General features: G+C 60.0%; 22 protein-coding genes. 7 read left to right on the top strand and 15 right to left on the bottom strand.

Features of this window, described 5'->3' with window-relative positions; translation table 11 throughout:
• Positions 1–139: 139 nt before the first annotated feature.
• Positions 140–1,048: a LysR family transcriptional regulator gene (locus tag ACKPCU_RS14870; protein ID WP_321347876.1), complete on the bottom strand. Its 909-nt coding sequence runs from the start codon at positions 1,046–1,048 to the stop codon at positions 140–142.
• A 116-nt stretch (positions 1,049–1,164) separates the two neighbouring features.
• Here ACKPCU_RS14870 and ACKPCU_RS14865 point away from each other — a divergent pair, with 116 nt between their 5' ends.
• Positions 1,165–1,494: a nuclear transport factor 2 family protein gene (locus ACKPCU_RS14865; protein ID WP_321347873.1), complete on the top strand. Its 330-nt coding sequence runs from the start codon at positions 1,165–1,167 to the stop codon at positions 1,492–1,494.
• A gap of 322 nt (positions 1,495–1,816) precedes the next feature.
• A complete protein-coding gene (gene dapA / locus ACKPCU_RS14860; RefSeq protein ID WP_321347871.1) occupies positions 1,817–2,725 on the top strand; it encodes a 4-hydroxy-tetrahydrodipicolinate synthase in 909 nt (302 codons plus the stop codon).
• Positions 2,726–2,747: 22 nt separating this feature from the next.
• Here dapA and alkB read toward each other — a convergent pair whose 3' ends face one another.
• From alkB to arsS, 12 genes are all read right to left on the bottom strand, one after another.
• Positions 2,748–3,401 carry a DNA oxidative demethylase AlkB gene (alkB, locus tag ACKPCU_RS14855; protein WP_321347869.1) on the bottom strand — a complete coding sequence of 218 codons (654 nt, stop codon included), beginning with the start codon at positions 3,399–3,401 and terminating at the stop codon, positions 2,748–2,750.
• A 143-nt stretch (positions 3,402–3,544) separates the two neighbouring features.
• The gene (locus tag ACKPCU_RS14850; RefSeq protein WP_321347867.1) at positions 3,545–4,333 is read right to left on the bottom strand and encodes an SDR family NAD(P)-dependent oxidoreductase; all 789 of its coding nucleotides are present in this window, start codon (positions 4,331–4,333) and stop codon (positions 3,545–3,547) included.
• A 46-nt stretch (positions 4,334–4,379) separates the two neighbouring features.
• Complete coding sequence (gene surE / locus ACKPCU_RS14845; protein ID WP_321347865.1) at positions 4,380–5,216, bottom strand: 5'/3'-nucleotidase SurE; 837 nt, start codon at positions 5,214–5,216, stop codon at positions 4,380–4,382.
• Between the two features lie 73 nt (positions 5,217–5,289).
• Entirely contained in the window at positions 5,290–6,336 is a 1,047-nt protein-coding gene (locus ACKPCU_RS14840; protein ID WP_088273703.1) for a phosphotransferase, read from the bottom strand.
• Positions 6,337–6,430: 94 nt separating this feature from the next.
• A complete protein-coding gene (locus tag ACKPCU_RS14835; RefSeq protein WP_321347858.1) occupies positions 6,431–7,195 on the bottom strand; it encodes an SDR family NAD(P)-dependent oxidoreductase in 765 nt (254 codons plus the stop codon).
• Positions 7,196–7,291: 96 nt separating this feature from the next.
• On the bottom strand, positions 7,292–8,488 hold the full coding sequence (locus ACKPCU_RS14830; protein WP_321347857.1) for an acyl-CoA dehydrogenase family protein: 1,197 nt from the start codon (positions 8,486–8,488) through the stop codon (positions 7,292–7,294).
• Positions 8,489–8,649: 161 nt separating this feature from the next.
• Complete coding sequence (locus tag ACKPCU_RS14825) at positions 8,650–9,279, bottom strand: TIGR04282 family arsenosugar biosynthesis glycosyltransferase (RefSeq protein ID WP_321347856.1); 630 nt, start codon at positions 9,277–9,279, stop codon at positions 8,650–8,652.
• A 177-nt stretch (positions 9,280–9,456) separates the two neighbouring features.
• Positions 9,457–10,167: a TIGR04283 family arsenosugar biosynthesis glycosyltransferase gene (locus ACKPCU_RS14820; RefSeq protein WP_321347854.1), complete on the bottom strand. Its 711-nt coding sequence runs from the start codon at positions 10,165–10,167 to the stop codon at positions 9,457–9,459.
• Positions 10,131–12,272, bottom strand: coding sequence for an FAD-dependent oxidoreductase (locus tag ACKPCU_RS14815; protein ID WP_321347852.1), 2,142 nt, complete (start codon positions 12,270–12,272; stop codon positions 10,131–10,133). Before ACKPCU_RS14815 ends, ACKPCU_RS14820 begins: the two co-directional genes overlap by 37 nt.
• Positions 12,269–13,228, bottom strand: coding sequence for a hypothetical protein (locus ACKPCU_RS14810; protein WP_321347851.1), 960 nt, complete (start codon positions 13,226–13,228; stop codon positions 12,269–12,271). Before ACKPCU_RS14810 ends, ACKPCU_RS14815 begins: the two co-directional genes overlap by 4 nt.
• Complete coding sequence (locus ACKPCU_RS14805; protein ID WP_321347849.1) at positions 13,225–14,607, bottom strand: sodium:solute symporter; 1,383 nt, start codon at positions 14,605–14,607, stop codon at positions 13,225–13,227. Before ACKPCU_RS14805 ends, ACKPCU_RS14810 begins: the two co-directional genes overlap by 4 nt.
• 20 nt (positions 14,608–14,627) lie before the next feature.
• Positions 14,628–15,596 (bottom strand): arsenosugar biosynthesis radical SAM (seleno)protein ArsS, encoded by a 969-nt coding sequence (gene arsS, locus ACKPCU_RS14800; protein ID WP_321347848.1) that lies wholly within the window; start codon positions 15,594–15,596, stop codon positions 14,628–14,630.
• A 144-nt stretch (positions 15,597–15,740) separates the two neighbouring features.
• Here arsS and ACKPCU_RS14795 point away from each other — a divergent pair, with 144 nt between their 5' ends.
• Positions 15,741–16,586, top strand: coding sequence for a class I SAM-dependent methyltransferase (locus tag ACKPCU_RS14795; protein ID WP_321347845.1), 846 nt, complete (start codon positions 15,741–15,743; stop codon positions 16,584–16,586).
• On the opposite strand, the gene ACKPCU_RS14790 is transcribed toward ACKPCU_RS14795, so the two are convergent.
• Positions 16,587–17,612 carry a helix-turn-helix transcriptional regulator gene (locus ACKPCU_RS14790; RefSeq protein WP_104737756.1) on the bottom strand — a complete coding sequence of 342 codons (1,026 nt, stop codon included), beginning with the start codon at positions 17,610–17,612 and terminating at the stop codon, positions 16,587–16,589.
• A gap of 476 nt (positions 17,613–18,088) precedes the next feature.
• On the opposite strand from ACKPCU_RS14790, the gene ACKPCU_RS14785 reads away from it, so the two are divergent.
• Entirely contained in the window at positions 18,089–19,906 is a 1,818-nt protein-coding gene (locus ACKPCU_RS14785; protein WP_321347842.1) for a DUF1302 domain-containing protein, read from the top strand.
• A gap of 30 nt (positions 19,907–19,936) precedes the next feature.
• Positions 19,937–21,301 carry a DUF1329 domain-containing protein gene (locus tag ACKPCU_RS14780; protein ID WP_321351844.1) on the top strand — a complete coding sequence of 455 codons (1,365 nt, stop codon included), beginning with the start codon at positions 19,937–19,939 and terminating at the stop codon, positions 21,299–21,301.
• A 248-nt stretch (positions 21,302–21,549) separates the two neighbouring features.
• Here the strand turns inward: ACKPCU_RS14780 and ACKPCU_RS14775 are convergent, their stop codons facing one another.
• Entirely contained in the window at positions 21,550–22,593 is a 1,044-nt protein-coding gene (locus ACKPCU_RS14775; protein WP_104737753.1) for an AraC family transcriptional regulator, read from the bottom strand.
• A 262-nt stretch (positions 22,594–22,855) separates the two neighbouring features.
• On the opposite strand from ACKPCU_RS14775, the gene ACKPCU_RS14770 reads away from it, so the two are divergent.
• Together ACKPCU_RS14770 and ACKPCU_RS14765 are read left to right on the top strand one after the other, a co-directional pair.
• The gene (locus ACKPCU_RS14770) at positions 22,856–24,583 is read left to right on the top strand and encodes a DUF1302 domain-containing protein (protein ID WP_321347838.1); all 1,728 of its coding nucleotides are present in this window, start codon (positions 22,856–22,858) and stop codon (positions 24,581–24,583) included.
• Between the two features lie 35 nt (positions 24,584–24,618).
• A complete protein-coding gene (locus tag ACKPCU_RS14765; protein WP_104737792.1) occupies positions 24,619–25,983 on the top strand; it encodes a DUF1329 domain-containing protein in 1,365 nt (454 codons plus the stop codon).
• The last annotated feature ends 4 nt before the right edge of the window (positions 25,984–25,987 follow it).

Genomic DNA, 25,987 nt, shown 5'->3' with positions numbered 1-25,987 from the left:
TGCGTATGCAGGCAATCAGGGTGACTTTGGGTACTTTTCCTTGGGCTTTCAGGCGTTCATATAGCTGCTTGAATACCGTATCAGCACACTCTGAGGCTGGTTTGCAGTTGGTGCCGGGGCGGGCGACCTTCCGCGCCTGTTACTGCTCACCGCGTGCGTGCTCCCGTGCCAAGTCGATAAATGCCTTCAGCGTCGCTGAAGGGTTGCGGCGGTTGGGGTAGTAGAGGCAGAGCTCTTGGCGGGGTGGTGTCCAGTCTTGCAACACGCGTTCTAGCTGTCTGGCGTCCAGCTCCTCCTGGACGTCCTGTTCCATCAGTAGTCCGAGGCCTGCGCCTGCCTTGAGGGCTGCTTTGACCACGCTGGCGTCGTCCAGGGTGAGTTTTCCGTTGACCTCCAGCTTGATGTGCTCGCCGTCCTTTTCCAAGTGCCAGGGGTAGATGCCTCCGTTGGGCAGGCGGATGCGGATGCACGGGTGATTTAGCAGGTCTGCTGGCGAGGCTGGACGGCCATGGGTGTTCAGGTACGCAGGGCTGGCGACGATGGCGTAGCGCTGGGCCTGCCCCAGTGATAGCACGATCATGTCGGCGGGCACGAGATTGCGCGCACGCAGGCCGAGGTCGAAGCCGTCGGCGACGATGTCGACCAGGCGGCCTTCGGTCACCAGGTCAATGTGTACCTTGGGGTAGCGCTGCATGAAGTCGAGCATCAGCGGCAGCAGGGCCGAACGCGCGGCGCTGGCGAAGGCATTGATACGCAGCACGCCGGCTGGCTCGGCGTGACGGGTGCGCACCTCGCCCAGTGCGGCGCGCATGTTTTCCAGTGCCGGACCCACCTGTTGCAGGTACAGGATGCCGGCCTCGGTCAGCGATACGCTGCGGGTAGTGCGGTTGAACAGGCGTGTGTCGATGGCGGCTTCAAGTTTGGCGATGGTGGTGCTCAGGGCGCTGGTCGAGACGTTGAGCTCAATAGCGGCCTGGCGGAAGGAGCCGCGCCGGGCGACTGCTAGGGCGGCTTCCAGTTCATTGAGCCCGATACGCGAAATCGCCATTGGATTATCCTGCTTTTTGGGATAGGTCGTTATCTTAATCCCAGTTGAGCAAATTAAGACTGGCCCGGCAAGATGACTGCTGTCCCCGCACTGTTTGCGGAAGAGGAGAGCACATTATGAGTATTGCATTGTTGGATGTCGTACAGACCTATTTTGAAGTCAGCAATGGGCAGGGCATGACGCGGCTTGCCGAGTGTTTTTGCGAGGACGCTACGGTACGCGATGAAAACCAGACCCATCAGGGTTTGGCGGCCATTGTCGAGTGGCAGTTTGCTGCCCGACAGGCGTACAGCTATGTAGCGGCGCCGCTGCAATCCTGGCAGGACGGTGAGGCGCTGGTGGTCATCGCGCGGCTGACGGGCAACTTCCCGGGTAGCCCGGTGGATCTGCAGCACCACTTCGCCTTTGACGGCGGGCGCATCAAGTTGCTAGAGATTGGCAGTTGAGCCGGGGCGGGCGAGCCGTCAGCTGGCACTGCGGCGTTGACAGCTCCGCCTGCTGCTTCGTACTATCGGGCTGGATTTTACGCAACGGGCATTACATGTTCCCTTCCTTTGACCATTCGCTGCTATCACCTGGGCTTCTCGCCTCGGTCGGCGTGTGCGTCTCCGTTGCCAAGAAATCCAAGAAACAGTCGCTCATTTGACCGGGGCGTGCTGTCCCGTCAGATGGGCTGACAGGACAACATGCGCTAGGTTACACCTCCCTCACGTTTGATCCCCACGCCTCCTGACGGTGACTTGACGGTCTGCCACAAGGAGTTTTTGCATGTCTGATTTTCGTGGGATCTGGGTAGCACTGATAACGCCATTCCGTGAGGGAGAGGTGGATTTTGTTGCGCTGCAGAGGCTGGTGGAGCGCTTGCTGGCCGATGGGGTGTCGGGGCTGGTGGTCTGCGGTTCGACTGGCGAGGCGGCGGCGTTGAGTCAGGGCGAGCAGCTTGCGGTGCTGGATGCGGTGCTGCAGTGGGCACCTCCGCAGCAGGTGGTCATGGGGTTGAGCGGCAACAACCTGCGTGAACTGCTGGCGTTTCAGCATGAGGTTCAGCAGCGTTCTCTGGCCGGACTGCTGGTGCCTGCGCCTTGCTATATTCGCCCTTCTCAGCAGGGGTTGGAACGCTTCTTTCAAACGGTTGCCGATGCGGCGACGGTGCCGGTGGTGCTCTATGACATTCCCTATCGCACCGGGGTGCGGATTGAGCGCGAGACCCTGAGACGCATCGTGCGTCACCCGCGCATCGTCGCGGTCAAGGATTGCGGAGGGGATGCGGAGACGACCATGGCGCTGGTTGCCGACGGCAATGTCAACGTGCTCGCTGGTGAGGATGTGCAGATGTTTGCCAGTCAGTGCCTGGGCGCTGTCGGTGCCATATCGGCGGCCGCGCATATCCGTACCGACCTGTTTGTGCAGATGCACCGGCTGCTGGAGCGGGGCGACCTGCTTGCCGCGCGCCGCACTTTCTTTCGTTTGCTGCCCTGGATACAGAACGCCTTCGCTGAGCCCAACCCTGCTGTCATCAAATACGCGCTGGCGCTGCAGGGGATGGTGGCCAATGAACTACGGGAGCCGATGCAGCCGACCGCAGCTGCGACAGCGCAGGTGCTTCATGGGGTGCTGCAGATGCTGGGGGATGAGCCCTGCGCGCCACTGCCTGGCGAGCTGCAGTGCGTTGGATGACCGGGCGGAGTGCCGGCTGCGTTCAGCGGACTTTCCTGAAGGTCAGGTTGTAACGCACCGCGCCGGTAGCGGGATGGCTGGCCTTTTTGCCCAGCGGGCTGACACCATGAAAATACAGCCGGCTGACGCCACCCCAGACCACTACGTCGCCATGTTCCAGCAGCCAGCGGCTGGTTGGGTCGCTGCGGTTGGGACCACCAAACAGGAAGGTGATGGGGGCGCCGAGAGAGATCGAGACGATGGGGGCGGTGAAGTCCTGCTCGTCCTTGTCCTGATGCAGGCCCATGCGCGCGCCGGTGGTGTAGCGGTTGATCAGGCAGGCTTCCGGCGCAAAGTGCGCAAACCCGGTGCTATGCGCGGCGCGCTCGGCCAGCTCTGCGAACAGCGCGGGCATGGCGGGCCAGGGCTGGTTGCTTTGCGGGTCTTGCGGGCTGTATCGATAGCCGTGTCGATCCGTCACCCAGCCGTAGGCGCCGCAGCTGCTCATGGCCGCGGACATCGTGTAGCCGCCGGGGGTGACCTGATGGCGAAAGGGCGCCTGTACAGCGATCTGCTCGATGGTGGCCAGCAGGGCGTCCGCATCGCTCAGGGCAAAGCCTTTCAGCACCCAGGCGTCCGGGCCGATCTGCTGCTTTGCCGCAGGCTCGGGCGCGCCAAGGTCAAGCAGGCCTTGCATGGCGGGTATCCGGGATCAGGTGTGGCAGGGTGAGGTACAGCATGGGGCGGCCGGTGGTTGAGTGCGTCCGGCCATGATGGCGCAAGGGAAGGGCAGGCTCAAGCCGCCCCCGTCGGGTGACGGGGGCGACAGACCTCTGGGCATTAGAACTTCATGCCGGGCAGGTTGAGTGACGCGGTGTTGCCGCCGTCAACCGCCAGGGCCTGGCCGGTAACGTAGCTGGCATCTTCACTGGCGAGGAAGGCGATGGCGCCGGCGATCTCTTCTGGACGGCCATAGCGGCGCAGCTCGCAGCGGGTGCCGAGCTTCTCTTCCTTGTTGTTCTCGCGGGCGTACTTGAACACTGGGGCGGTCATGCCGGTTTCGATCAGGCCGGGGCAGACGGCGTTGACGCGAATGTTGAACTGGCCGAGGTCGCAGGCGGCGGTCATGGTGAAGTTGATCACGCCAGCCTTGGAGGCGCTGTAGGCGTTACCGCCAGCGCCGGAGCGAATACCTGCCACCGAGGCGGTGTTGACGATGGCGCCGCCGTTCTGGTCGCGCATCTGACGCGAGGCGTACTTGGTGAACAGCATGACGCCGAACAGGTTGACGTTGATGATCTTCTGCCAGGTTTCCAGGCTCTGATCGGTGGCGATGCTGTAGTCACCACCGGCGATACCGGCGTTGTTGCAGAGCACGTCCAGGCGGCCGTAGTGGGTCACGGTGTCGGCGACGCATTGCTCAACGGCTGCTTCGTCACTGACGTCCAGTGCGCGGTGCAGCACCTCGGCGCCGGCGGGCAGTTCCTTAATGGTCTGTTCCAGACCTTCGGCGTTGCGGTCAACCAGCATCAGGCGCGCGCCTTCGCTGGCCAGACGTTTGGCGGTGGCGCGGCCAATGCCGCTGCCGGCACCGGTGATCAGGGCGATTCTGTTCTCGAAGCGTTGCATTTCAAACTCCTTGGCAGGCAATGGGCTGAACGCCGTCAGCGGGTGTTCAGTGACTGATGCTTGGATCGTCGGCGACAGCATCGTCGACGCCGTTCTGATCGATACCCAGCTGGTCGGCCATGTCGCTGGTGTCGACTTGCCAGCTGCTGGCGATGTCGCGTTCGAAGCGTACCGGGGACAGGGCGATCAGGCCGTCGCGCAGGGCGCCGACGTCGGTCTGGCGGCCGGTGATGCGGTCGGTCTGGCGCTGGAAGCCGAGCCAGTAGTAGGGCACGCCGCGGGTGTCTTCCCGGCGCTCGATGTTCACGCCGCCGATGCTGCCGCGTTGCGGGCGGCAGATGGCGACGCCACGGACGTCTTCTGGTGCACGTGCCGGGAAGTTGATGTTCATGGCACAGTCTTCCGGCCAGCCGGCGTCCAGCAGTTGGCGAACCAGGTTGGCACCGTACTGGCGGGAGGTTTCCCAATGTACGTCGTTGCCGGGGATGTAGGCCTGGCTGAGGGCGATGGACGGAATGCCAAGCAGGGTGCCGGTAAGGGCGCCGCCGATGGTGCCGGAGTAGGCGACCGAGTCGCTGATGTTGGCGCCGTTGTTGACGCCGGATAGCACCAGATCGGGTTTGACCGGCAGCAGTTCGGCAACGCCGAGCAGGACGCAGTCACTGGGAGTGCCACTGACGCTGAACCGGTGTTCTTCAAACTGGTGAACGCGCAGCGGGTGGTGGACGGAGATGGACATGGACACGCCGCTTTGGTCCAGATCGGGCGAGACGATCCACACTTCCTCGGCGATCTCGTTGGCAATCTCTTCGAGCACTTGCAGGCCCGGGCCGCGCCAGCCGTCGTCGTTGGTCAGCAGTACGCGCTTGACGGGTTTGCTCATTGGCAATCCTCATTGTTGGAAACGGGTGGGGCTTGAATGTGCAACGGGGCAGCTGACGCTGCCCCGTTTGGTCTTACTTCTGGGCGATTTCCCAGCCGCGCTCAGCCAGCAGGCTGGCGCGTTTGCCGACTTCCAGGGCGTCGGCGTTGCTGGCGTTGCCTTGCAGTGCGCGGTGGTAAACACCTTGCACAATGGCGGCCAGACGGAACAGCGAGAAGGCGATGTAGTAGTTCCAGTTCGGCACACCGCTGCGGCCGGTGTATTCACAGTACCAGTCCAGCAGTTGCTGCTCTTCCGGCAGACCGAGGGATTTCAGATCAGCACCGACCATGCCCTTGGCGCCGTCGACGTTGACCGGCATGTGGTACGGCAGACAGCAGTAGGCCAGATCCGACAGCGGGTGGCCGAGGGTTGCCAGCTCCCAGTCGAGGATCGACACGACCTTGGATTCGGTCGGATGCAGCATCAGGTTGCCGATGCGGAAGTCGCCGTGGGCGATGGTAGTGCTTTCGTCGGCCGGGATGTTCTCCGGCAGCCACTTCATCAGGGCGTCCATAGCGGGCATGTCGTGGGTGCGGCTGGCTTCGAACTGGCCACCCCAGCGTTTGACCTGACGGGCGATGTAGTTGTCGGGCTTGCCGTAACCTTCCAGGCCGATGGCCTTCCAGTCGGCGTTGTGCATCTTGGCCATGGTTTCGATCATGGACTGGTAGATCGGCATGCGCTCTTCCTGCGCTACCTCGCTCAGCAGCGGCTGGGAGTAGACGCGGCCTTCGACGTAATCCATAACGTAGAACGCGGTGCCGATGATCTCGGGGTCTTCACACAGCAGGCGTGCGGTTGGTACCGGCACGTCGGTCTTGCCCAGGGCGTTGATGACCTGGAACTCGCGCTCGACCATGTGGGCTGACGGCAGCAGTTTTCCCGGCGGCTTCTTGCGCAGTACGTAACGCTTGCCGGCGATTTCCAGCAGGAATGTCGGGTTGGACTGGCCACCCTGAAATTGCTGCACCTTGATGCCCTGGTTGGCTCCCGGAAGGTAGTCCTGCAGGTAGTTGGCGAGCTTTGCCTCGTCGAACTTGTGGGCAGGCAATACGTCAATCAGGGTCGCTCCGCTCATCTTTGAAGATCCTGTTGTTGATGGGTCAAGTAGGCAAAAATAACACGCCAGGGCGAACCCTGGCGCGTTGAACAGCGAGGTGAATCAGACGTTATCAGGCAATGGTATCGCCGCCGTCGGCGACGATGGTCTGCCCGGTAACGTACGCCGAAGCGCTGGAAGCCAGGAACAGCGCCACCCCGGCGATGTCCACCGGCTCGCCTACGCGGCGCAGTGGCAGCTTCTCTTCCACCTTGCGCAGGCGGTCCGGATCTTCCAGCAGGGCCTGGGCAAAATCGGTACGGATCAGGCCGGGGGCGATGCTATTGACGCGGATGCCCTGCGGGCCCCATTCCAGCGACAGGTTGCGGGCCAGACCGGCTTCAGCCGCCTTGGACATGCCGTAGACGCCGATATTGGCGCTGGCACGCAGCCCCGCAATGCTCGACAGCAGCACGATGGAACCACCACCTTGCTCGACCATGTGCGGGATGACCATGTTGCACAGCCAGAAGGTGCCCTTGACGTTGGTGCCCATGATCTTGTCGAAGGCCTCGTCGCTGACTGTGTGGGTCGGGCCATAGACCGGGTTGGTGGCAGCGTTACAGACCAGCACGTCGATGCGGCCAAAGGCTTCCAGGGTGCGATCAACCAGATTCTGTAGCTGGGCTTTGTCGCCCACATGACAGGCAACCGGCAGAGCGTCGAAGCCCTGGCCGCGCAGCTCGTCCGCAACCTGCTGACAAACGTCGGCCTTGCGGCTGGAAATCACAACCTTGGCGCCAGCCTTGGCGTATTCCTCGGCAATCGACTTGCCGATGCCCTTGGTCGAACCGGTGATGATGGCGACCTTGCCGGTCAGATCAAACAGCTTGCTCATAGAACCTCGCTTCGCTCGAGCCACAAGCTTCAAGCCTCAAGCTAAAACCAGTGCACGGTCAGCTTTAGGCTTGCAGCTTGCGGCTTGGCGCTGCCCTTACAGGTATTGGCTCATTTCCATTTTGGCGATGGCGTTCAGATGCACCTCGTCCGGGCCGTCGGCCAGACGCAGGGTACGGGCCTTGGCGTAGGCGGAGGCGAGGAAGGTGTCCTGGCACACGCCCTTGGCGCCGAAGATCTGAATGGCGCGGTCGATGACGTTGCAGGCCATGGTTGGGGCAACAGCTTTGATCATGGCGATCTGCTGACGGGCAACCTTGTTGCCGAACTTGTCCATGCTGCGGGCGGCATGCAGGGTCAGCAGGCGGGCCTGGTCGATCTCGCAACGGGAGCGCGCGATCATTTCCGGCACGCTGCCCAGCTTGTACATCGGCTTGCCGAAGGCAACGCGCTCGCCAGCACGGCGGCACATGGCTTCCAGTGCGCGTTCGGCGATGCCGATGCTGCGCATGCAGTGGTGGATGCGGCCCGGGCCAAGGCGACCCTGGGCGATCTCGAAGCCACGGCCCTCACCCAGCAGGATGTTGGAAACCGGGACGCGCACATTGTTGTATTCGATTTCGGCGTGACCGTGCGGGGCGTGGTCGTAACCGAATACATGCAGGTCGCGAACGATCTTCACGCCGGGGGTGTCCAGCGGCACCAGAATCATGCTCTGTTGCAGGTGCTTCGGCGCGTTGGCGTCGGTCTTGCCCATGACGATGGCGATCTTGCAGTGCTCGTTCATTGCCCCGGAGGACCACCACTTGGTGCCGTTGATGACGTACTCGTCACCTTCGCGGCGGATTTCGCACTGGATGTTGGTGGCATCGGAGGAGGCTACGTCCGGTTCGGTCATGGAGAAGCAGGAGCGGATTTCACCCACCAGCAGCGGCTTGAGCCATTGCTCTTTTTGCTCTTCATTGCCGTAGCGTTCGATGGTTTCCATGTTGCCGGTGTCCGGCGCGTTGCAGTTGAAGACTTCGCCGGCGAAGGAGACGCGGCCCATGATTTCACACAGATGGGCGTACTCTTCGTTGGTCAGGCCAGCGCCACGCTCGGATTCGGGCAGGAACAGGTTCCACAGACCCTGCGCACGGGCCTTTCCCTTGAGTTCTTCAAGGATTGCCGGGTGGCCCCACTTATTCTGTTTTACCTGCTCGTAGAACACGGCTTCGTTGGGGTAGATGTGCTCATCCATAAAACCCTGAAGCTTGGTTTTCAGGTCCTGTACGCGGGGGCTGAGGTCAAACATGTTGAATCCTTTGGCAATGGTTCGTTGGGGGGCGTGCGATGCTGCTGACCATATAGTCACCCGCGCCAAAGGAGAACGATGTAGCGTCAGTGGCAATAGGTATGCATAAGTCAACCTAATAACATGGGGTGTGCATTATTAGTGCGGGCGAGACAAATTCGTCACACTGCATTCTGCAGCGTTGTGTCTCGCAGCTCGCCGGGCAAGCGGGCTAGGTCCTCGGGTGTGTCCAGATCCCAGAGCGCTGGGCCTTCCCACAGGCTTAGGCCAGCGGCTTCAAGGCGCTGGCGGGTATCGCTCAGGACCTGCTCGTGGCTCCAGTCCATATTTTGAAAGGGGGCCGGGTTGGCTTCACGCTGGCCGATCAGCACGTAACCGCCGTCTTCACTGGGAATGATCGCGGTGTCGTGCCGATTTAGTGCACGGCAGGCGGCGAGCACGTGTGTGCTGTCCATGTTGGGGCAGTCGCTGCCAATCAGCAGGGCGCCATCGGGATGCTCGGCAATGGCATTGGCCATGCGTTCGCCGAGGTCCTCACCGCACTGTTGCCGTAGCTTAAGACCATGTTCGCTGGCCAATGCGCGCAGTACCGGGTGCTCTGGATTGGTGGCGTACAGGAAGCGTTGCCCCGGCCAGTCGAAGGTCTGGGTCAGGGTGCGTTGCAGCAGTTTGAGGTAGAGATCGCGGGCGCCGCCGGCGCCGAGAGCGGGAATCAGTCTGGTTTTCACCTGGCCCGGCTCCGGTGCCTTGGCGAAGATCAGTAGGGGCAGGAAGGCGGATTCAAATTGCATGGCTGTTTCTCGCTTGCGGGGCACTTAGGTGCTGTGACCTGGACTCCTGCAAAATGTTCGCCAGCCCGGCGGGTATGCTCTGGCAATGGCGCTTTTTTGTGACGCAGGTCGTCGTTCCGTTTTTCAGCATAGATTCTTCGCCGGCAGGCTGCTGCGTCCGCCGACTGCTGGTCATGTTTAATTGCGTCGACCACTGTATTGCCGGGCCAGTTCGCTTGGATCTGCACCCAGCCAGTAGCACAGCCGCAGCTGCCACATCAGTGCGATAGTGCGCAGGGTGCCGTTCTGCTGCCAGCGTCGGCTGGAGGTGGTTAGGCGCTCGGACAGGCACAGCGGCCTGCTTTGGCGGCGCAGCCGTTTGCTCAGCTCGATGTCTTCCATCAGGGCGATAGGCGCATAGCCGCCCAGTTGCTCGAAGAAGGCGCGCTCGACAAAGATGGCCTGGTCGCCTGTGCACACGGCAGTCAGCCGTGAGCGCAGGTTCATCATCCACGCGACCACCGCCAGCAGCGGCGAGGAGGGGCTGAGCCGGACGTCAAAACGGCCCCAGCGATGCGGGCTGCCTGGCTCCGGCAGCAGGTCGATGAAGCCGTTGGGCAGGCAGGTGTCGGCGTGCAGAAACAGCAGCCAATCGCCGTGGGCCAGCGCCGCGCCGGCGTTCATCTGGGTTGCCCGGCCCGGCGCAGACTGGATCAGTCGATCCACCAGCGGCCTGGCAAGCGGCACGGTTTCGTCGCTACTGCCGCCATCGACCAGAATGAGTTCCAGCTCGCCGCGCAGTGGTTGCAGCGGCGTAAGGGCGGCAACGATGCCGGCAGCTTCGTTGCGCACCGGCATGATGATCGACAGCTTCAACCGCGCCTCCAGGCGTGAAAGCGGGCGACCCATTGCAGCAGGCGTTCCGGCTGATGGGCACGTTTCCATTGGCCAGCGGCGTACTTGTTGGCTTCGCTCAGGGTCGGGTAGCTGTGCACGGTGCCGAGGATCTTGTTCAGGCCGAGGTTGTGCTTCATCGCCAGCACGTATTCGGCGATCAGCTCACCGGCGTGGGCGCCGACGATGGTGACGCCGAGAATGCGGTCGCGGCCGGGCTCGGTCAGGACTTTGACGAAGCCTTCTGCGGCTTCGTCGGCGATGGCGCGATCCAGGTCGTCGATACCGTAGCGGGTTACCTCATATTCCACCCCTTGCTCCTGCGCTTCGGTTTCCGACAGCCCGACGCGGGCGACCTCCGGATCGGTAAAGGTGCAGTGCGGGAGCACCCGGTAATCCACTTTGAAGCGGCGGAAGCTGCCGAACAGCGCGTTGACGGCGGCGTACCAGGCCTGATGCGATGCTGCGTGGGTAAACTGGTACGGGCCGGTGACATCCCCCACGGCAAAAACGTTGGGGAAGCGGGTGGCGAGATACTCGTTGGTATCCAGCGTGCCGTTGTCGCGCACCGCGAGGCCCAGCGTTTCGATGCCGTAGCCGCTGGTGTTGGCTACCCGGCCGAGGGCGACCAGCACGCAGTCAAACTCGATTTCTACTGACTGGTCACTGTCCTGCGAACGGCAGAGAACGGTCGGTGTGCCATTGCGCAGTTCAAAGCGCTCGGCCTGATGGTTCAGGCGCAGATCGACCCCTGCGCTGCCCAGGCTGACCGTCACCAGTTCGCTGGCGTCGGCGTCTTCACGGGGCAGCAGGCGGTTGCCGCGCTCAATCTGAATGACCTGTGAGCCGAGCTGCTGGAAGGCCAGTGCCAGCTCGCAGCCGATCGGGCCGCCGCCGAGTACCAGCAACCGGCGCGGTTGCTCGCGCAGCTTCCATACGGTGTCCGAGGTGACCATCGGCACGCTGTCGAGCCCCGGCAAGTCCGGTACGAGGGGGCGCGCACCGGCAGCGATGATGATATTGCGCGTGCTGATGCTGCGCCCGTTTACCTCGACGTGCCAGGGTGAGGTGATGCGTGCCTCACCGGTGATCACGTCGACGCCGAGGTCGGTATAGCGCTCGACCGAGTCATGCGGCTCGATCTGCTTGATCACCCGCTGGACGCGTTCCATCACCGCGGCAAAGTCGACGGTTGCCTCGGCGTGGTTGTAGCCCAGCGCTGGCGCTTTGCGGACTTCTGCGGCGAGTTTGGCCGAGCGGATCAACGCCTTGGACGGCACGCAGCCGGTATTCAGGCAGTCGCCGCCCATGGCGTGTTTCTCGATCAGGCTGACGTCGGCCTTTACCGCTGCGGCAATGTAGGCGCTGACCAGTCCGCCGCTGCCAGCACCAATTACCACTAGGTTGCGGTCGAACTGTGTGGGCTTTTGCCAGCCTTTGTAGACTCGACGGGCCTTGATCACATCCAGCAGGCGCCGGGCAATCAGCGGGAACAGCCCCAGCAGCACGAAGGCGCCAAGCAGCCCCGGCGAGAGAATACCCGCCAGCGAGTCCAGCTGCCCGAGTTCACGGCCGGCGTTCACGTAAACGAGGGTGCCGGGCAACATGCCGAGCTGGCTGACCCACCAGAAGGTGCGGGCGGGCAGGCGGGTGAGGCCCATCGCCAGATTGATCAGAAAGAACGGAAACGCCGGCACCAGCCGCAGGGCAAACAGGTAGAACGCGCCTTCGCGGTCGATGCCCTGATTGATGCGTTCGAGGCGCGAGCCAAAGCGCTTTTGCACCCAATCCTGCAGCAGAAATCGACTGATCAGCATGGCCAGGGTGGCACCGGCAGTCGAGGCAAAGGACACCAGCAGTAACCCCCAGCCAAGGCCGAACAGCGCGCCGCCGATCAGGGTCAGCAGCGCGGCACCGGGCAGCGACAGCGCCGTCACCAGCACATAGAGCCCCACATACAGGGCGCTGGCGAGTATTGGCTGGCTGGTTACCTGCTGGTCAAGGACCTGCTGCTGGGCTTTCAGTGCGTCCAGACTCAGGTGCTGCTGCAGACCCGAGGCAAAGAAGCCCGCGACCAGCGCCACGACCACGGCGAGCAGCAACAGACGACGCAGGTTCATGACAGCATCTCCAGCGCACAGAGCGTGTTGGCGAGGGTAAAGCCCTTGATGCAGGCCTGTTCGGGCGTCATGTCGGTTCCTTGCTTGATGCGCTGCCAATACGACAGCGCTGCGGGTGAGTCGTCAGGCCACTGGCGTTTGAACTCAGCGGCAAAGGCGTGCTGGTCATAGGTGACGGGCAACGCTTCGATGATCAACGGGCCGACTTGCGCGCGGTAGATTGCGGCGGCGGAGGCAGTGCGCGCGATACGCGTGATCAGGCCATAGCGGCCGTTGTTGAAGTTGGGCATGCCGGCGGCACCGTTGTTGATCACCGCCCACTCGCCGTTGCTCAGCGCGGCCGGGCTGCAGGTGTGGCTGCAGGCCAGCACACGGATGCGGTTTTCTGCGAACCATTGGTCCAGTTGCTGCTGGCGTTCGGGGCTTTGCAGTCGGGCATGATCGCACTGCCAGCCGGCCAGTGACTGCTCATCGCCGTGGGTGATGGCGATGCGCTCGCCGGCGACCTCGGCTATCAGGGTGGCGGGGCGGTTGCTGAGCTGTTCCGCCATGCCGGGCATACCGTCCACTGTCTGTTGCAGTTGCTGATGAATGCGGTTGGAGCGCTCGACCGTGACGGCATCGGTCTGCTCCGGGTAGGCGCAGCCGCAGCCAAAGTCGTCGCCCGCGCGGGCCAGTTCGGTTTCTACATTGCCGCGCAGCGGGGAGTGCCGTTGCAGGCGTTGCTCGATGTCGCTGAACACCGCCGGGTCGTGGTCGAACCAGTGGGCGTCACCGTTGAACACGGCTGTTGCGCCGGGTTCGCCTGCGACGCGCCGCTCGATGGCGTCCAGCGCCTGACGATTACCATAGAGCCCGCCGATCACGTACAGCACGTCGCACGCAAGGTTTGCGCGGGCGCTGAAGGTCTCGGCGGGCAGACGATAGTCTGCCGGGCAACTGTGTCCCTTGCTCATGCGGCTCTCAGGGTCATCATGCCGGGCAACAGGTAGCCGGCGGTACACAGAATCAACCCATACAGGTTGGTACCGAGCAGCAGCGCGTAGCGACCGTCACCAATAGCCCAGCTCTGCGGAATCCAGCCGAGGGTGAGGGCAACGCCCAGCCCGATGCCGGTCCAGAAACTCAGGTGAAAGCCGAGACGGGTGGGCCGCACGAAGCCGTGCAACAGGAACACCGGTGCCAACCCGATGACCATGGTGCCGCTGATGGTGGTGGCCTTGAGAATGTCGGTGCCGGCGAGCATCGGCAGGTTGCCGAGCAGGGCGAACACCAGCATGGTGGCCATGCCGACACTAATCGCCTTCTGGCCCAGATCACGCTGCAGCAGGGCGGGCAACTCGCGGCCGCTGAGGCGGGCGAGGCTGGAGAAGGTCGAGTCCAGGGTGGAGCCAGCGGCGGAGATCATCACCAGCGTCATCACAATCAGCGCGCCAACGCCGAGGCTTTTCGCCAGCGCCGCTGGTACGTTACCACCGGCCTCGATGCCACCGAGGGTGGCGTGCACGCCGATCAGGCTGAAGGCCAGAATGGCAACGAACCCGAGCACGCCAGCCAGGGTGAAGGCGCGCAGCATGGATTTCTCTTCGCTGATAAAGCCTCGGTCGGTCAGTACCGGGTCGTGGAAGGGGTAGCTAAGCAGCTGCAGGCAGGCGACCAGAAACAGATCCACACCGGCGTTGAGCGCCCAGTGGCTGGTGCTGGTCAGCTCGGCGGTGCTGTGATTCGGCAATACCAATCCCAGCACCCAGACCAGTGCGATGACGAAGATCGCGGCCTGAGCTGCATCGGTCAGGATCGAACTGCGCAGCCCGCCTCGCAGGCTGTAGGCGAGCGTCACGGCGGTAAACAGCAGCGCTGCGCCAATAAACGCCGGGCTGCCGCTGTCGCCGTAGTAGCCGCCGACCACGGCGGTGTTGCTCCAGACCTCGTTGAACAGTCGAATCAGAATGGCCGCCGAGAACGCCAGCGCGGCGCCGCGGCCGTAGTTGCTGGTCAGAAAGCTGACCAGACTGGTTGCCTGAAAACGTCGGCGCAGGCGGTAGATCACCAGCCCGCAGAGCGGGATAGACAGCCAGTAGGTGGCGTAGGCCAGGCCGCCGACCAGACCAAACTCGGCACCGAGATTGGCGGCATTGGTGACCGACTTGGCGAAGATCCAGCTGATGAAGATGCTGGTGGTCAGCAGCAGTGGCGAGGCCTGGCGGCCCTGGCTGTCTTCGCCATTGAAAAAGCCGCCAATGGTTACAGTGCGCGGCGACAGCCAGTACATAAAACCGCCGTAGGCGATCAGAAAGCCCCAGAAAAACAGGCCGGTAAGGCTGGTTGCGGTCATGTGTGCAATCCTGTCCCTGATCAGTTTGTGTTGAGAACGCCGCCGCAGCTGGAGCCCTGTCCGGCGGTGCAGGCGAAGCAGTGGTCGCGGGTGGCGATGGGGTGGTCGGGCAGGTCGGCGCTGAGCAGATCGCGCAGGTGCGGACGATCCGACGCCAGTACCGGCATGGGCAGCTCCAGCATCTGGTTGAAATCGCAGTCGTATAAATAGCCGCGCCAGTCGACGCTGACGGTACTGCGGCACATCAGGCCGGGCAGATTGTCCGCGCTGAAGTTGTCGCGCAGGAGCTGCATGTACTGGTTGAACTGCCCGCGGCTGACCAGGGTACTGCCGAAGCGGGCAATCGGCTGGTTGGTGATGGTGTGCAGCTGGTTGAACTGGATGCCGAAGTCTTCCTGCAGGTGCCGTTTATAGTCCGCTTCCAGCGCCTGTTGCGGTGGCGGCAGGCTGGGGCCTTGCGGGTTGTAGACCAGATTCAGTTCCAGATTGCTGTCTGGCTGGCCATAGCCTAGTGCGTTCAGTTGCCTGAGTCCGGCGATGCTGCGCTCGAACACACCGTCGCCGCGCTGGCTGTCGACGTTGTCGCGCGAATAGCAGGGTAGGGAGGCGGAAATCGCCACGCCCGAATCGGCAAGGAATTGCGCCAGATCCTCATGGCCGGGTTCGGACAGGATGGTCAGATTGCAGCGGTCGATCACCTTCAGCCCCGCTGCACGGGCGCGGGCTACCAGGGTGCGAAACTGCGGATGCATCTCCGGCGCCCCGCCGGTCAGATCAAGCGTGCTGACCGGGTGTGCATCAATGACGTCACACAACAGTTCGATCAGCTCGTCCGACATGGCCTCGGTGCGGGTTGGGCCGGCGTTGACGTGGCAGTGCAGGCAACGCTGGTTGCAGCGGTAGGTCAGGTTTACCTGCAGCGTTTCCAGCGCGCCGCGACGCAGCGGCGGAAAGTCCAGGGTGTTGAGCAGGGGCAGGGTATCGCGCACGGTATCTCCTCGTTGGTTATGTAACAGACGCAGTTAAAGCGCATCTGTTACATGACTGAACTCTGATGCATGACTGAACTATGCCGGCTGATCTCAGTCTCGTATTCACACTGCCATAAAGCACGTTTGCACAGAGGGAAGACCATGCGAAAACTAGCTTATGCCCTGCTGCTCAGCGCCGCCACTGTCCAGGCTCAGGAGCCGGCAGCGACAACTCCGCCACAGCTTGACCAGACGCAGGTGGCAGCGATTCGCGCCGCCGTTGGCAACAGTGGTCGTACCATCACTAATGTTACTCGCGACGCCTACCGTAACCCCGAGCAAACTCTGACCTTTTTCGGCGTGACTCCCGAGCAGACTGTAGTGGAAGTCTGGCCCGGTGGCGGCTGGTACACCGAAGTGTTGGCGCCGCTTCTGCGTGACAAGGGTACGCTGATTGCCGCGCATTTTGACCCGGAGAGTGACGTCGGCTTTTTCCGGCGCTCCCGTGCTCAGTTCGAGGCGAAGCTGGCAGAGCATCCGGAGCGCTACGACCGGGTGCAACTCGCCACCCTGAATTACGACCCTAATCTGGCCATTTCTGAGCCGGGCAGTGCGGATCGGGTGCTGACCTTTCGCAACGTGCATAACTGGCTCGCTGCGGGGGAAGGCGAGGCCCAGGTGATGTTTGACAAGTTCTTTGCGGTGCTCAAACCGGGCGGCATGCTGGGTGTGGTGGAGCACCGTGCGAAAGCGGGTGCCTCGCTGGAGCAGATGATCGAGTCCGGCTATGTCACTGAAGAGAAGGTGCGCGAGCTGGCGGCCAGCGCTGGTTTTGAGTTGCTGTCGGTCAGCCCGATCAACCAGAACCCGCGCGACACAACTGATCACCCGGAGGGCGTCTGGACATTGCCGCCGACCCTGCGGTTGGGCGACGAACAGCGTGCGCACTACCTTGCGGTGGGTGAAAGTGACCGGATGACGCTGCTGTTTATCAAGCCGGAGGCCTGATCAGCGCTTGCTTAGCTCGCGCCGATAGGCCGTTGGGCTCATGTTGGTCCAACGGCGGAACGCGCGGGTGAAGCTGCTGGGGTCGAGAAAACCGAGTTCGTAGGCAATGCTGGTCAGGGATAGGTCGCCGTCGCTGATCATGCGGATAGCGGCTTCTCTGCGCACATCGTCGGCCAGTTGCTCGTAGCTGGTGCCTTCCTGGCTAAGCTTGCGGCGCAGGTGGCGTGGGCTGATGTTGAGCGGCGCGGCTACACGCTCGGCACTGATGTCACCTGAGCCGAGCAATAAGTGGATTCGTCTTTTTACCTGTTCGCTCAGATCGTTACTGGGCAGCACTGCCAGCATGGCTTCAAGAATCTCAACCAGCTTGGGTAATGTGAATGGGCTGGAGGTTGCCAGCGGTTTGTGCATCAGGCGGCGATCCAGTACGAGAGCGTAGCTGTCGCCAAACACCACGTTGTTGCGAGCGAACAGGCGGCGTTGGCCGTCCGGGTCCTCTTCGCTGCGCACCAGCTGAAGTTTGCGAACCAGGCCCTGATCGTCCAGGTCCAGCCGGTTGAAGTAGCGAGCGAGGTAGCCGATGACGGCTTCCAGGTGTTGCTGATGCGGCGTGCCGATCGGACGCAGCGTCAGTGCAACGCCGTCCTCGTCCGGTTCACAAACAAGTTTCAACTGGATGCTGAAAATGCTGAAGAAGCGGCTTAATAGCGACAGCGTGGCGTCGATATTTTCGCTGGCAGCGGCGGCCAAGGCCAGCGTGGCAAAGGGGGTGGGGACGAAAACCCGGTGCATGCGCAGAGCGAAATGAGGGTCTTCCGACACCCGCAGAGCTTCACTCCAGCCGTGAGAACACAGCTCTTGATCTACAAATTGAGGTTGGCCGACCGGTAATGAGATCCAGGGTGACAGGCGTTGTGACTCACCAAGGGAAACGCCGTACTGCTTGAGTGCCTGTTCCATGGCGCGCAGCCAGAAAGCACTTTCGCGTACGCGTGCGAAGGAATCTGAGCTTGAGTGTTCTAGCATCGACACACTGATCCATTATTGTTGTGACAAAATCGAGTTTTGTCTTTTTCCGTCGGCAGTATAGCGATAATCGGGCCGTAGAAAAGCCCGTTAATAATTCCGCAGAGCAAAATTATGTTGCAACGAATGTACTGCGACAGAATCGGCGCCATAGAGCTGTTCTGGTGTATGTCTGCGAGCTGTTCGGTACTCGTGGCAGGAGACTGCGACGTGCTTGATGGCTGAGAGTTTCCGATATTAACCGCTCTAAATCGCTGTTTTCCCGGTGCTCTGCGTCTTTATACCGGTTTTTGCGATTCCTGTGAGGTCGCTTGGTGTTTTGTTTTTACCGTCAATTCACTGGGTGAATGTCCTCTGCGGTCAATTATGTTGGCCGTTCGGGGCAAGTCTTTCGTGCTGGCCTCGTGACAGACTGCGTGGGTCTTGAACACGCACTTGTGGTGCGTGCGTTCATTTCACCCAAACGGAGCAGCACAATGACAAAAAAAATGCATGGCTGGTCTCTTGCCGCATTGCCTCTGGCGATTGGCATGGCCACTTTCTCTGGCTCTGCAAACGCAGTAGCTTTCAATATCGGTGAAGTCGAAGCTCAACTGGACTCTCAGTTGTCTGTTGGTATGAGTATGTCGACTCAGAATGCAGATCGTCGCTTCATTCATACGGCTACGTCGATTGACGGTGTACCCCAAAATGGGTTGGCTGCGTCTAGAACCTCTGACGATGGCCGCTTGAACTATAAGGCGGGTGATGTTTTCTCCAAGATTTTCCGTGGCGTACATGACCTAGAAATGCGCTACGGAGACTCCGGTGCATTCTTCCGCGGTAAATACTGGTACGACTTCGAGACCAAAGACGGTCATCAGCGTTTTTATGATATTGATGATTCTGGTCGCGACCCTCTGGTGAAAGCTTCCGGCGTGGCGCTGCTGGATGCGTTTGTTTATCACAACTACTTCATCGGCAACAATCCAGGTAACGTTCGTCTGGGGCGTCAGGTTGTCAGCTGGGGTGAGTCTACTTTCATTCAGAACTCCATCAACTCAATTAATCCAGTTGACGTTGCCGCTCTGCGTCGTCCCGGAGCTGAGTTGAAGGAAGGTTTGCTGCCCGTTGAAATGCTGTATCTCTCACAGGGCTTGACCGAAAACCTGAGCATGGAAGCCTTTTATCAGCTCAAATGGGCTCAGACCGCTCTGGATAACTGCGGTACTTTCTTTGGTTCTGACACTCTGGCTGTAGGTTGTAATGACCGTCTAGTCGTGCAGGGTGCTGATCAGCCTCAGGGCGAGAACCCATTGGGTACTGGGCCGCTTGGTCCCGCAGGTTTAACTAACTACATCGTGCGCCAGAAAGACAAGGACGCGAGAGACGACGGCCAGTTCGGGGTGGCTTTCCGTTGGTTTGTGCCGGAACTGAACGACTCAGAGTTCGGCTTCTATTTCATGAACTACCACAGCCGTAATCCGGTTTATTCCAACACCAAAGGTTTCCCAGTCGGTAGCCCGACGCCGGTGGTTGGTGTTGAGGGCGTACCTGGTCCTGCAGGCTACTTCTTTGAGTACCCGGAAGATATTCGCCTGTACGGCGTGAGCTTCCAGACTAGCGTTGCCGGTGCATCAGTTGGCGGTGAAATCAGCTACCGCCCGAATATGCCGCTGCAGATCAATACCGGTGATATGAGTGCAACTGCGCTGACCGCAGATATTAACCCAGGCCTTGATTTCACCAAGAATGGTATGCCTGCTGCCGGCGGCTATCTGAAGGGCTATGAGCGCAAAGAGTTCTGGCAGGCTCAGGCAACGGTTATTCAGTTCTTTGATCGGGTTCTCGGCGCAAGCCGCTTGTCGTTGGCAGCCGAGGCGGGTGTGAACTACATCGGCGGTATCGGTAGTGAAGATACTCGCTTTGGTCGTGACTCACTTTTCGGTCAAAGTCCGCTGGCAAATGGTACTTGCCCGTTTACTGTCGCCAACTCTCCGACCATGGCAGCAAGCTGGTGCGAAGACGATGGTTTTTACACTGATTGGTCCTATGGCTATCGCGTTCGAGCGTCGCTGGACTACAGCAACGTCATTGCCGGTATCAACCTGAGCCCGAACCTGTCCTGGTCGCACGACGTGGAAGGCTACGGCCCGAACTTCACTGAAGACGCCAAGGCAATCAGCGTTGGTCTGAATGCTGACTACGGCAACAAGTACAACGCCAGTATCAGCTACACCGACTTCTTCGACGGCAAGTACAACACCGCCGTTGACCGTGACTTTGCGTCAGTCAGCTTCAGCGTAAGCTTCTAAGACTGACCACAGGAGAACAACAATATGCGTATGCAACAAACTCTGGTGGGTGCTGGTGGTCTGGCTCTGAGCCTGATGGCATCCTCTGTAATGGCGCAAACTCTGACCCAGGCTGAAATCGATCAGCTGGGTACTTCTCTGACGCCGATCGGCGCAGAGAAGGCCGGCAATGCGTCTGGCACCATTCCGGCCTGGACCGGTGGCTTGCCGACCGACGCGGGCCAGTCCCTGCCGAACAACTTCCTGGAAAGTCCTTACAAGGACGACCAGCCGGAGTTCGTGATCACTGCTCAGAACCTGGAGCAGTACAAGGCTAACCTGACTCCGGGCCAGATCGCTTTGTTCGAGCGTTATCCGGAAACCTTCCGCATGCCGATCTACCAGACCCAGCGTTCTGTGGGCTTCCCGCAGTCTGTCTATGATCAGGTCAAGGCAACTGCCGGTCAGGCCAAGCTGGTCAATGGCGGCGACGGTATTTCCAACTTCGCACACGGCTCATTTGCTTTCCCGATTCCGAAGTCCGGTGCTGAGGTAGTGTGGAACCACAACACCCGTTATCGCCTGAACGTTCATCGTTGGTACATGCAGGCCATGCCGCAGACCAACGGTTCGTTCACTTTGATCAAGATGGAAGAAGAAGTGGGTTACCCCGAGCAGATGTCGGATGTGGACGCCTCCTCCATGCCGAACACCCTGCTGTTCTTCAAGCAGCGCGTAAGTGCGCCTGCGCGCTTGGCGGGTAACGTCCTGCTGGTACACGATAGTCTCGATCAGCTGAAAGAGCCGCGTATGGCGTGGGTCTACAACGCCGGTCAGCGTCGCGTTCGTCGTGCACCTCAGGTTGCCTACGACGGTCCAGGTACCGCTTCTGACGGGATGCGTACTTCTGACAACTTCTCCATGTATAACGGTGCGCCTGACCGTTACAACTGGACGCTGGTTGGCAAGAAAGAGATCTACATCCCGTACAACAGCGGCAAGCTGACCGTGCCGGGCGTTCAATACGCTGATGTGCTGCAAGCTGGCCACATCAACCCCGACTACACCCGCTTTGAGCTGCATCGCGTTTGGGAAGTTCAGGGCAACGTGAAGGAAGGTCAGCGTCACATTTACGCCCAGCGTAATTTCTTCGTTGACGAAGACTCCTGGATGATCAGCCTGGCTGACCATTACGACGGTCGCGGCACCCTGTGGCGTGTAGGTGAAGGTCACCTTGGCTTCAACTATCAGCAGAAGATCCCGGGTTACGCCATCGAGACACTGTATGACCTGCTGGCAGGTCGTTACATTGCTCTGGGTATGTACACCGAAGAAAACTCTGCGCCGCAGTATGACTTCGACCCGAGCTATACCCAGTTCACTCCGGCCGCACTACGTGCTTCCGGTGTTCGCTGAGTCAAGCTGGTCGCAGTAGAAAGAAGGGAGCCGAAAGGCTCCCTTTTTTTGTCTTCGGGCCCTGTACTTTGCTGGCGGCCATCCTGCCATTCGCAAAGGGGCACGTTGCTGAGGAACACTGATCGCGCCCATGGGCCGCATTGGGCCTTGTCTCTGGTGTGGGCGCTCAAGGATTTGCGTTGGGCGGTTGCGCCAACGGCGGCGTCGGAAGGATGGGGCGCTGACATGATGTCTTTGCCCCGGGTCGCTCAGGAGGGTATCGCGGTCTGATTGGCCTGACTGCGGAAGCTGGTTGGGCTCATGCCGGTCCAGCGGCGGAATGCGCGGGTGAAGCTGCTTGGGTCGAGAAAGCCCAGCTCGAAGGCAATGCGTCCGAGATTAAGCTTCCCTTCCTTTATAAGGCGGATCGCCAGCTCCATGCGCACTTCATCCAGTAGCTTTTCATAGGTGGTACGGGTTTCACTCAGCTTGCGGCGCAGGTGTCGCGGGCTCATGTTAAAAGGAGTGGCAACCAGCTCTTCGGACACTTCACGCTCGGATACCAGTACGCGGATGCGCTGCTTGACCTGTTCGGCGAAGTCCAGATTGGGCAGGTCGCTGAGCATGTCTTCCAGAGAGGCGTCCAGGCGTTTGCGCAGGAAGGCATCGGCGCTGGGTAAGGAAGTGCGTAGCAGGCCCCGATTGAGGCGGAACGACATTCGCTTGGCCCCCAGGCGCACTCGACTGCCAAGCAGGGTTTCACATAGATCGCGATTGCGCTCGTGTTCGCTGGTCAGTCGGCTTTCAAGCATTAGAGAGGCTTTGCCAATGCCCAGTCCTTCCCAGATCTTGTTGCACTGGCTCATTACCGCTTCCATGTGCAATGGGTGCGGGTTTCCACGGGGCTGAAAGTAGAGTGTCAGGTATTGGTCGTCTTCAACTGAATACAGCTGAACCTGGCTGCTGAAAACAGGCATGAATCGAATCAGGCGCTGTATCGCGTCACCCAGCGTTTCGCTCGATGCGGCCGCGAGGCCGAGCAGTGACAGTGTGTTGGATTGATAATGGCGGCCCATACGCAATCCGAAGCACTCATCCTGAGAGAGCTTGGCTGCGGCGTTCCAGAGGCGATTCATGTCGCTCTGACTGACGTGGGTCTGACTGAGGTCTGTCAGCTTGCAATGCTGGCGCAGGTCCGAAGGTAAATCGCGGACGCTCTTGCCGTATAGCTCAAGTCCCTGGGCTATCCCCTGCGCCCAGAAGCAGCGCTCGTGCACGCGCTCTGAAGAAAGAGCATGGTTCTGTGAAGTCATTGGCTTAAGACGCCTTTGTTTTATTATTTTGATCGACTGCAAGTGGCGTTAACAATAAAACACAAACACCCATTGTGCAAAATTATGCAACGGATAATTGCGGGCTTTGGATCAAGGGTATTCAGAGCGTGAATGTCCCTTTCGGCCAAAAAACTCGTCCGAATCGGCCAAATCGCGCTCTGATCTCGTGACAGACTTGGTTCCGGTGCTAGACGGCTTGCGTCGTCTTGAACCCATGATTCAAATCTAACGGAGCAGCACAATGACAAAAAAAATGCATGCTTGGTCTCTTGCCGCGTTGCCGCTGGCAATCGGCCTGGCCAGTTTCTCTGGATCGGCTGGGGCAGTTAACTTCAATATCGGTGATGTCCAGGGTCAGCTGGATTCGACCTTGTCCGTGGGCGTGAGTGTTTCTACCCAGAATGCAGATAAGCGCTTTATTCATAGCCTTTCGGGTGGCGAGGCTGCTGCACGTACATCTGACGACGGCCGCTTGAACTATAGCTCTGGAGACGCGTTCTCTAAAATCTTCCGCGGTGTGCACGACCTTGAATTGCGTTATGGCGATTCCGGTGCCTTCCTTCGCGGTAAGTACTGGTATGACTTTGAGACCAAAGACGGCGACCAAGAATATTACAACATTGATGATTCAGGCCGTCCGCCGCTGGTCAAGGGTGCGGGCGTTGCCCTACTGGATGCCTTCGTTTACCACAACTACTTCATCGGCAATAACCCGGGTAACGTTCGTCTGGGTCGCCAAGTAGTTAGCTGGGGTGAGTCTACTTTCATTGGTAACTCCATTAACTCCATCAACCCGATCGATGTGGCTGCCTTCCGTCGCCCGGGTGCTGAAATCAAGGAAGGTCTGCTCCCGGTTGAGATGCTGTATATCTCTCAGGGTCTGACAGAAAACCTTAGCATGGAGGCCTTCTATCAGCTCAAGTGGCACCCGTACGCGATTGATAACTGCGGTACGTTCTTTGGCTCTGATACGTTGGCTACAGGCTGTATAGACCGTTTGGTAGTAGCCAATAATGACCGGCCTCAGGGTGATCCGACGCTGAATGGTCAAATTATCTATCGCGATCGGAAGGATGAGGAGGCGAAAGACGAAGGGCAGTTTGGTGTTGCATTCCGCTGGTTTGTGCCAGAGCTGAACGACTCCGAGTTTGGTTTCTACGCCATGAATTATCACAGCCGCACACCGATCTACAGCAACAAGATCGGGGTTGGTACAGGCTTGGGTGGTTTGGCTGGTGGTGCGGGTTATTTCTTTGAGTATCCCGAAGACATCCGCCTGTATGGTCTGAGTTTCCAGACCAGCGTCGCGGGTACTTCTCTCGGTGGTGAGATCAGCTACCGCCCGAATATGCCGATGCAAATCACCACCGGTAACATGAGTGTATCTGCTCTCCAGCAGAACCCTGCGGTTGTGGGGCGCGACAGTTTCGAAGGAAATGTCAATCACGGTTATGACCGCAAAGGTTTCTACCAGGCTCAGGTGACGGCTATCAAGTTCATTGAGCGTGTACTTGGTGCGAGCCGCTTGGCGTTGGTTGGTGAGGCAGGTTTCAACCACATTGAGGGTATTGATCATAAGAATGGCGGTACCTTCTATGGTCGTGATTCGCTGTTCGGAATGAGCCCTCAGGCAAACGGCACCTGCCCGGTGACAAGTGCATCCAACAACTGGTGCGAGTTCGATGGCTTCTACACCAGTAATTCTTGGGGCTACCGCGTTCGCGCGAAGCTGGACTACAGCAACGTGTTTGCTGGCATCAACCTGAGCCCGACTCTGGCCTGGTCGCACGATGTTGAGGGTTATGGCCCTAACTTCAGTGAGGATGGTAAGTCTGTGAGCGTTGCTCTCAATGCGGACTACGCGAACAAGTACAGCGCCAGTATCAGCTACACCGACTTTTTTGATGGCAAGTACAACACCGCCGTTGACCGTGACTTTGCGGCCGTCAGCTTCAGCGTAAGCTTCTGATCAGACAGGCCATAAGGAGAAATAACAATATGCGTATGCAACAAACTCTGATGGGTGTCGGTGGTCTGGCTCTGAGCCTGATGGCATCCTCTGTAATGGCGCAAACTCTGACCCAGGCTGAAATCGATCAGCTGGGTGCTTCCCTGACACCAATCGGTGCGGAGAAGGCCGGTAACGCCGCCGGTACCATTCCGGAATGGACTGGTGGCCTGCCGAGAGATGCTGGTAAGCGTCTCGAAGATAACTTTTATGAAAGCCCCTATGAGGGTGAGCAGCCGGAGTTCGTGATCACTGCTCAGAACTATCAGCAGTACCGTGACAATCTGACTCCTGGTCAGATCGCCATGTTCGAGCGTTATCCGGAAACCTTCCGCATGCCGGTTTATGTAACCCACCGTTCGGTAGGCTACCCGCAGGACGTTTACGATCAGGTCAAGGCTTCGGCCGGTCAGGCCAAGCTGGTTAACGGCGGCGACGGTATCTCCAACTTCAGTCACGGTACCTTCGCGTTCCCGATTCCGAAGTCCGGTGCAGAAGTTATCTGGAACCACAACACCCGCTATCGTCTGAACGCCCACCGCTGGTACATGCAGGCCATGCCGCAGACCAACGGGTCATTCACCCTGATCAAGCTGGAAGAAGAAGTAGGCTACCCGCAGCAAATGGCTGATGTCGACGAGTCGACCATGCCGAACACCCTGCTGTTCTTCAAGCAGCGTGTAAACGCTCCGGCGCGTCTGGCAGGTAACGTACTGCTGGTACACGATAGCCTGGATCAGCTGAAAGAGCCGCGTATGGCATGGGTATACAACGCTGGTCAGCGCCGTGTACGTCGTGCTCCGCAGGTTGCCTACGACGGCCCGGGTACCGCCTCCGACGGTATGCGTACTTCCGACAACTTCGCGATGTATAACGGTGCACCTGACCGTTACAACTGGAAGCTGGTTGGTAAGAAGGAAGTCTTCATTCCGTACAACAGCGGCAAGCTGACCCAGCGTGGTGTTCAGTACGCCGACGTTCTGCAGGCCGGTCACGTCAACCCGGACTACACCCGCTTCGAGCTGCACCGCGTGTGGGAAGTACAGGGCAACGTCAAGGAAGGTCAACGTCACATCTACGCTCAGCGTAACTTCTTTGTGGACGAAGACTCCTGGATGATCACGCTGGCGGATCATTACGACGGTCGTGGCACGCTGTGGCGCGTGGGCGAAGGTCACATGTCCTTCAACTACGACTACCAGATTCCGGGTTATGCGCTGGAAACGCTGTATGACCTGCTGGCAGGTCGTTACATCGCACTGGGTATGTACACCGAAGAGGTTTCTGCTCCGGACCTTGACTATGTGCCGACCTACAATCAGTTCACACCGGCTGCCCTGCGTGCTTCGGGTATCCGCTAAGTTC

Source organism: Halopseudomonas oceani, from assembly GCF_963677335.1.
Classification (GTDB): domain Bacteria; phylum Pseudomonadota; class Gammaproteobacteria; order Pseudomonadales; family Pseudomonadaceae; genus Halopseudomonas; species Halopseudomonas oceani.
The sequence above is the reverse complement of the archived record's forward strand: the minus strand, read 5'-3'. Positions and strand labels throughout refer to the sequence as shown.

Coding starts and splice junctions, on each gene's coding strand:
- ACKPCU_RS14870 (WP_321347876.1), bottom strand. CDS start 1,048: ATGGCGATTTCGCGTATCGGGCTCAATGAACTGGAAGCCGCCCTAGCA.
- ACKPCU_RS14865 (WP_321347873.1), top strand. CDS start 1,165: ATGAGTATTGCATTGTTGGATGTCGTACAGACCTATTTTGAAGTCAGC.
- dapA (WP_321347871.1), top strand. CDS start 1,817: ATGTCTGATTTTCGTGGGATCTGGGTAGCACTGATAACGCCATTCCGT.
- alkB (WP_321347869.1), bottom strand. CDS start 3,401: ATGCAAGGCCTGCTTGACCTTGGCGCGCCCGAGCCTGCGGCAAAGCAG.
- ACKPCU_RS14850 (WP_321347867.1), bottom strand. CDS start 4,333: ATGCAACGCTTCGAGAACAGAATCGCCCTGATCACCGGTGCCGGCAGC.
- surE (WP_321347865.1), bottom strand. CDS start 5,216: ATGAGCAAACCCGTCAAGCGCGTACTGCTGACCAACGACGACGGCTGG.
- ACKPCU_RS14840 (WP_088273703.1), bottom strand. CDS start 6,336: ATGAGCGGAGCGACCCTGATTGACGTATTGCCTGCCCACAAGTTCGAC.
- ACKPCU_RS14835 (WP_321347858.1), bottom strand. CDS start 7,195: ATGAGCAAGCTGTTTGATCTGACCGGCAAGGTCGCCATCATCACCGGT.
- ACKPCU_RS14830 (WP_321347857.1), bottom strand. CDS start 8,488: ATGTTTGACCTCAGCCCCCGCGTACAGGACCTGAAAACCAAGCTTCAG.
- ACKPCU_RS14825 (WP_321347856.1), bottom strand. CDS start 9,279: ATGCAATTTGAATCCGCCTTCCTGCCCCTACTGATCTTCGCCAAGGCA.
- ACKPCU_RS14820 (WP_321347854.1), bottom strand. CDS start 10,167: ATGGGTCGCCCGCTTTCACGCCTGGAGGCGCGGTTGAAGCTGTCGATC.
- ACKPCU_RS14815 (WP_321347852.1), bottom strand. CDS start 12,272: ATGAACCTGCGTCGTCTGTTGCTGCTCGCCGTGGTCGTGGCGCTGGTC.
- ACKPCU_RS14810 (WP_321347851.1), bottom strand. CDS start 13,228: ATGAGCAAGGGACACAGTTGCCCGGCAGACTATCGTCTGCCCGCCGAG.
- ACKPCU_RS14805 (WP_321347849.1), bottom strand. CDS start 14,607: ATGACCGCAACCAGCCTTACCGGCCTGTTTTTCTGGGGCTTTCTGATC.
- ACKPCU_RS14795 (WP_321347845.1), top strand. CDS start 15,741: ATGCGAAAACTAGCTTATGCCCTGCTGCTCAGCGCCGCCACTGTCCAG.
- ACKPCU_RS14790 (WP_104737756.1), bottom strand. CDS start 17,612: ATGCTAGAACACTCAAGCTCAGATTCCTTCGCACGCGTACGCGAAAGT.
- ACKPCU_RS14785 (WP_321347842.1), top strand. CDS start 18,089: ATGACAAAAAAAATGCATGGCTGGTCTCTTGCCGCATTGCCTCTGGCG.
- ACKPCU_RS14780 (WP_321351844.1), top strand. CDS start 19,937: ATGCAACAAACTCTGGTGGGTGCTGGTGGTCTGGCTCTGAGCCTGATG.
- ACKPCU_RS14775 (WP_104737753.1), bottom strand. CDS start 22,593: ATGACTTCACAGAACCATGCTCTTTCTTCAGAGCGCGTGCACGAGCGC.
- ACKPCU_RS14770 (WP_321347838.1), top strand. CDS start 22,856: ATGACAAAAAAAATGCATGCTTGGTCTCTTGCCGCGTTGCCGCTGGCA.
- ACKPCU_RS14765 (WP_104737792.1), top strand. CDS start 24,619: ATGCAACAAACTCTGATGGGTGTCGGTGGTCTGGCTCTGAGCCTGATG.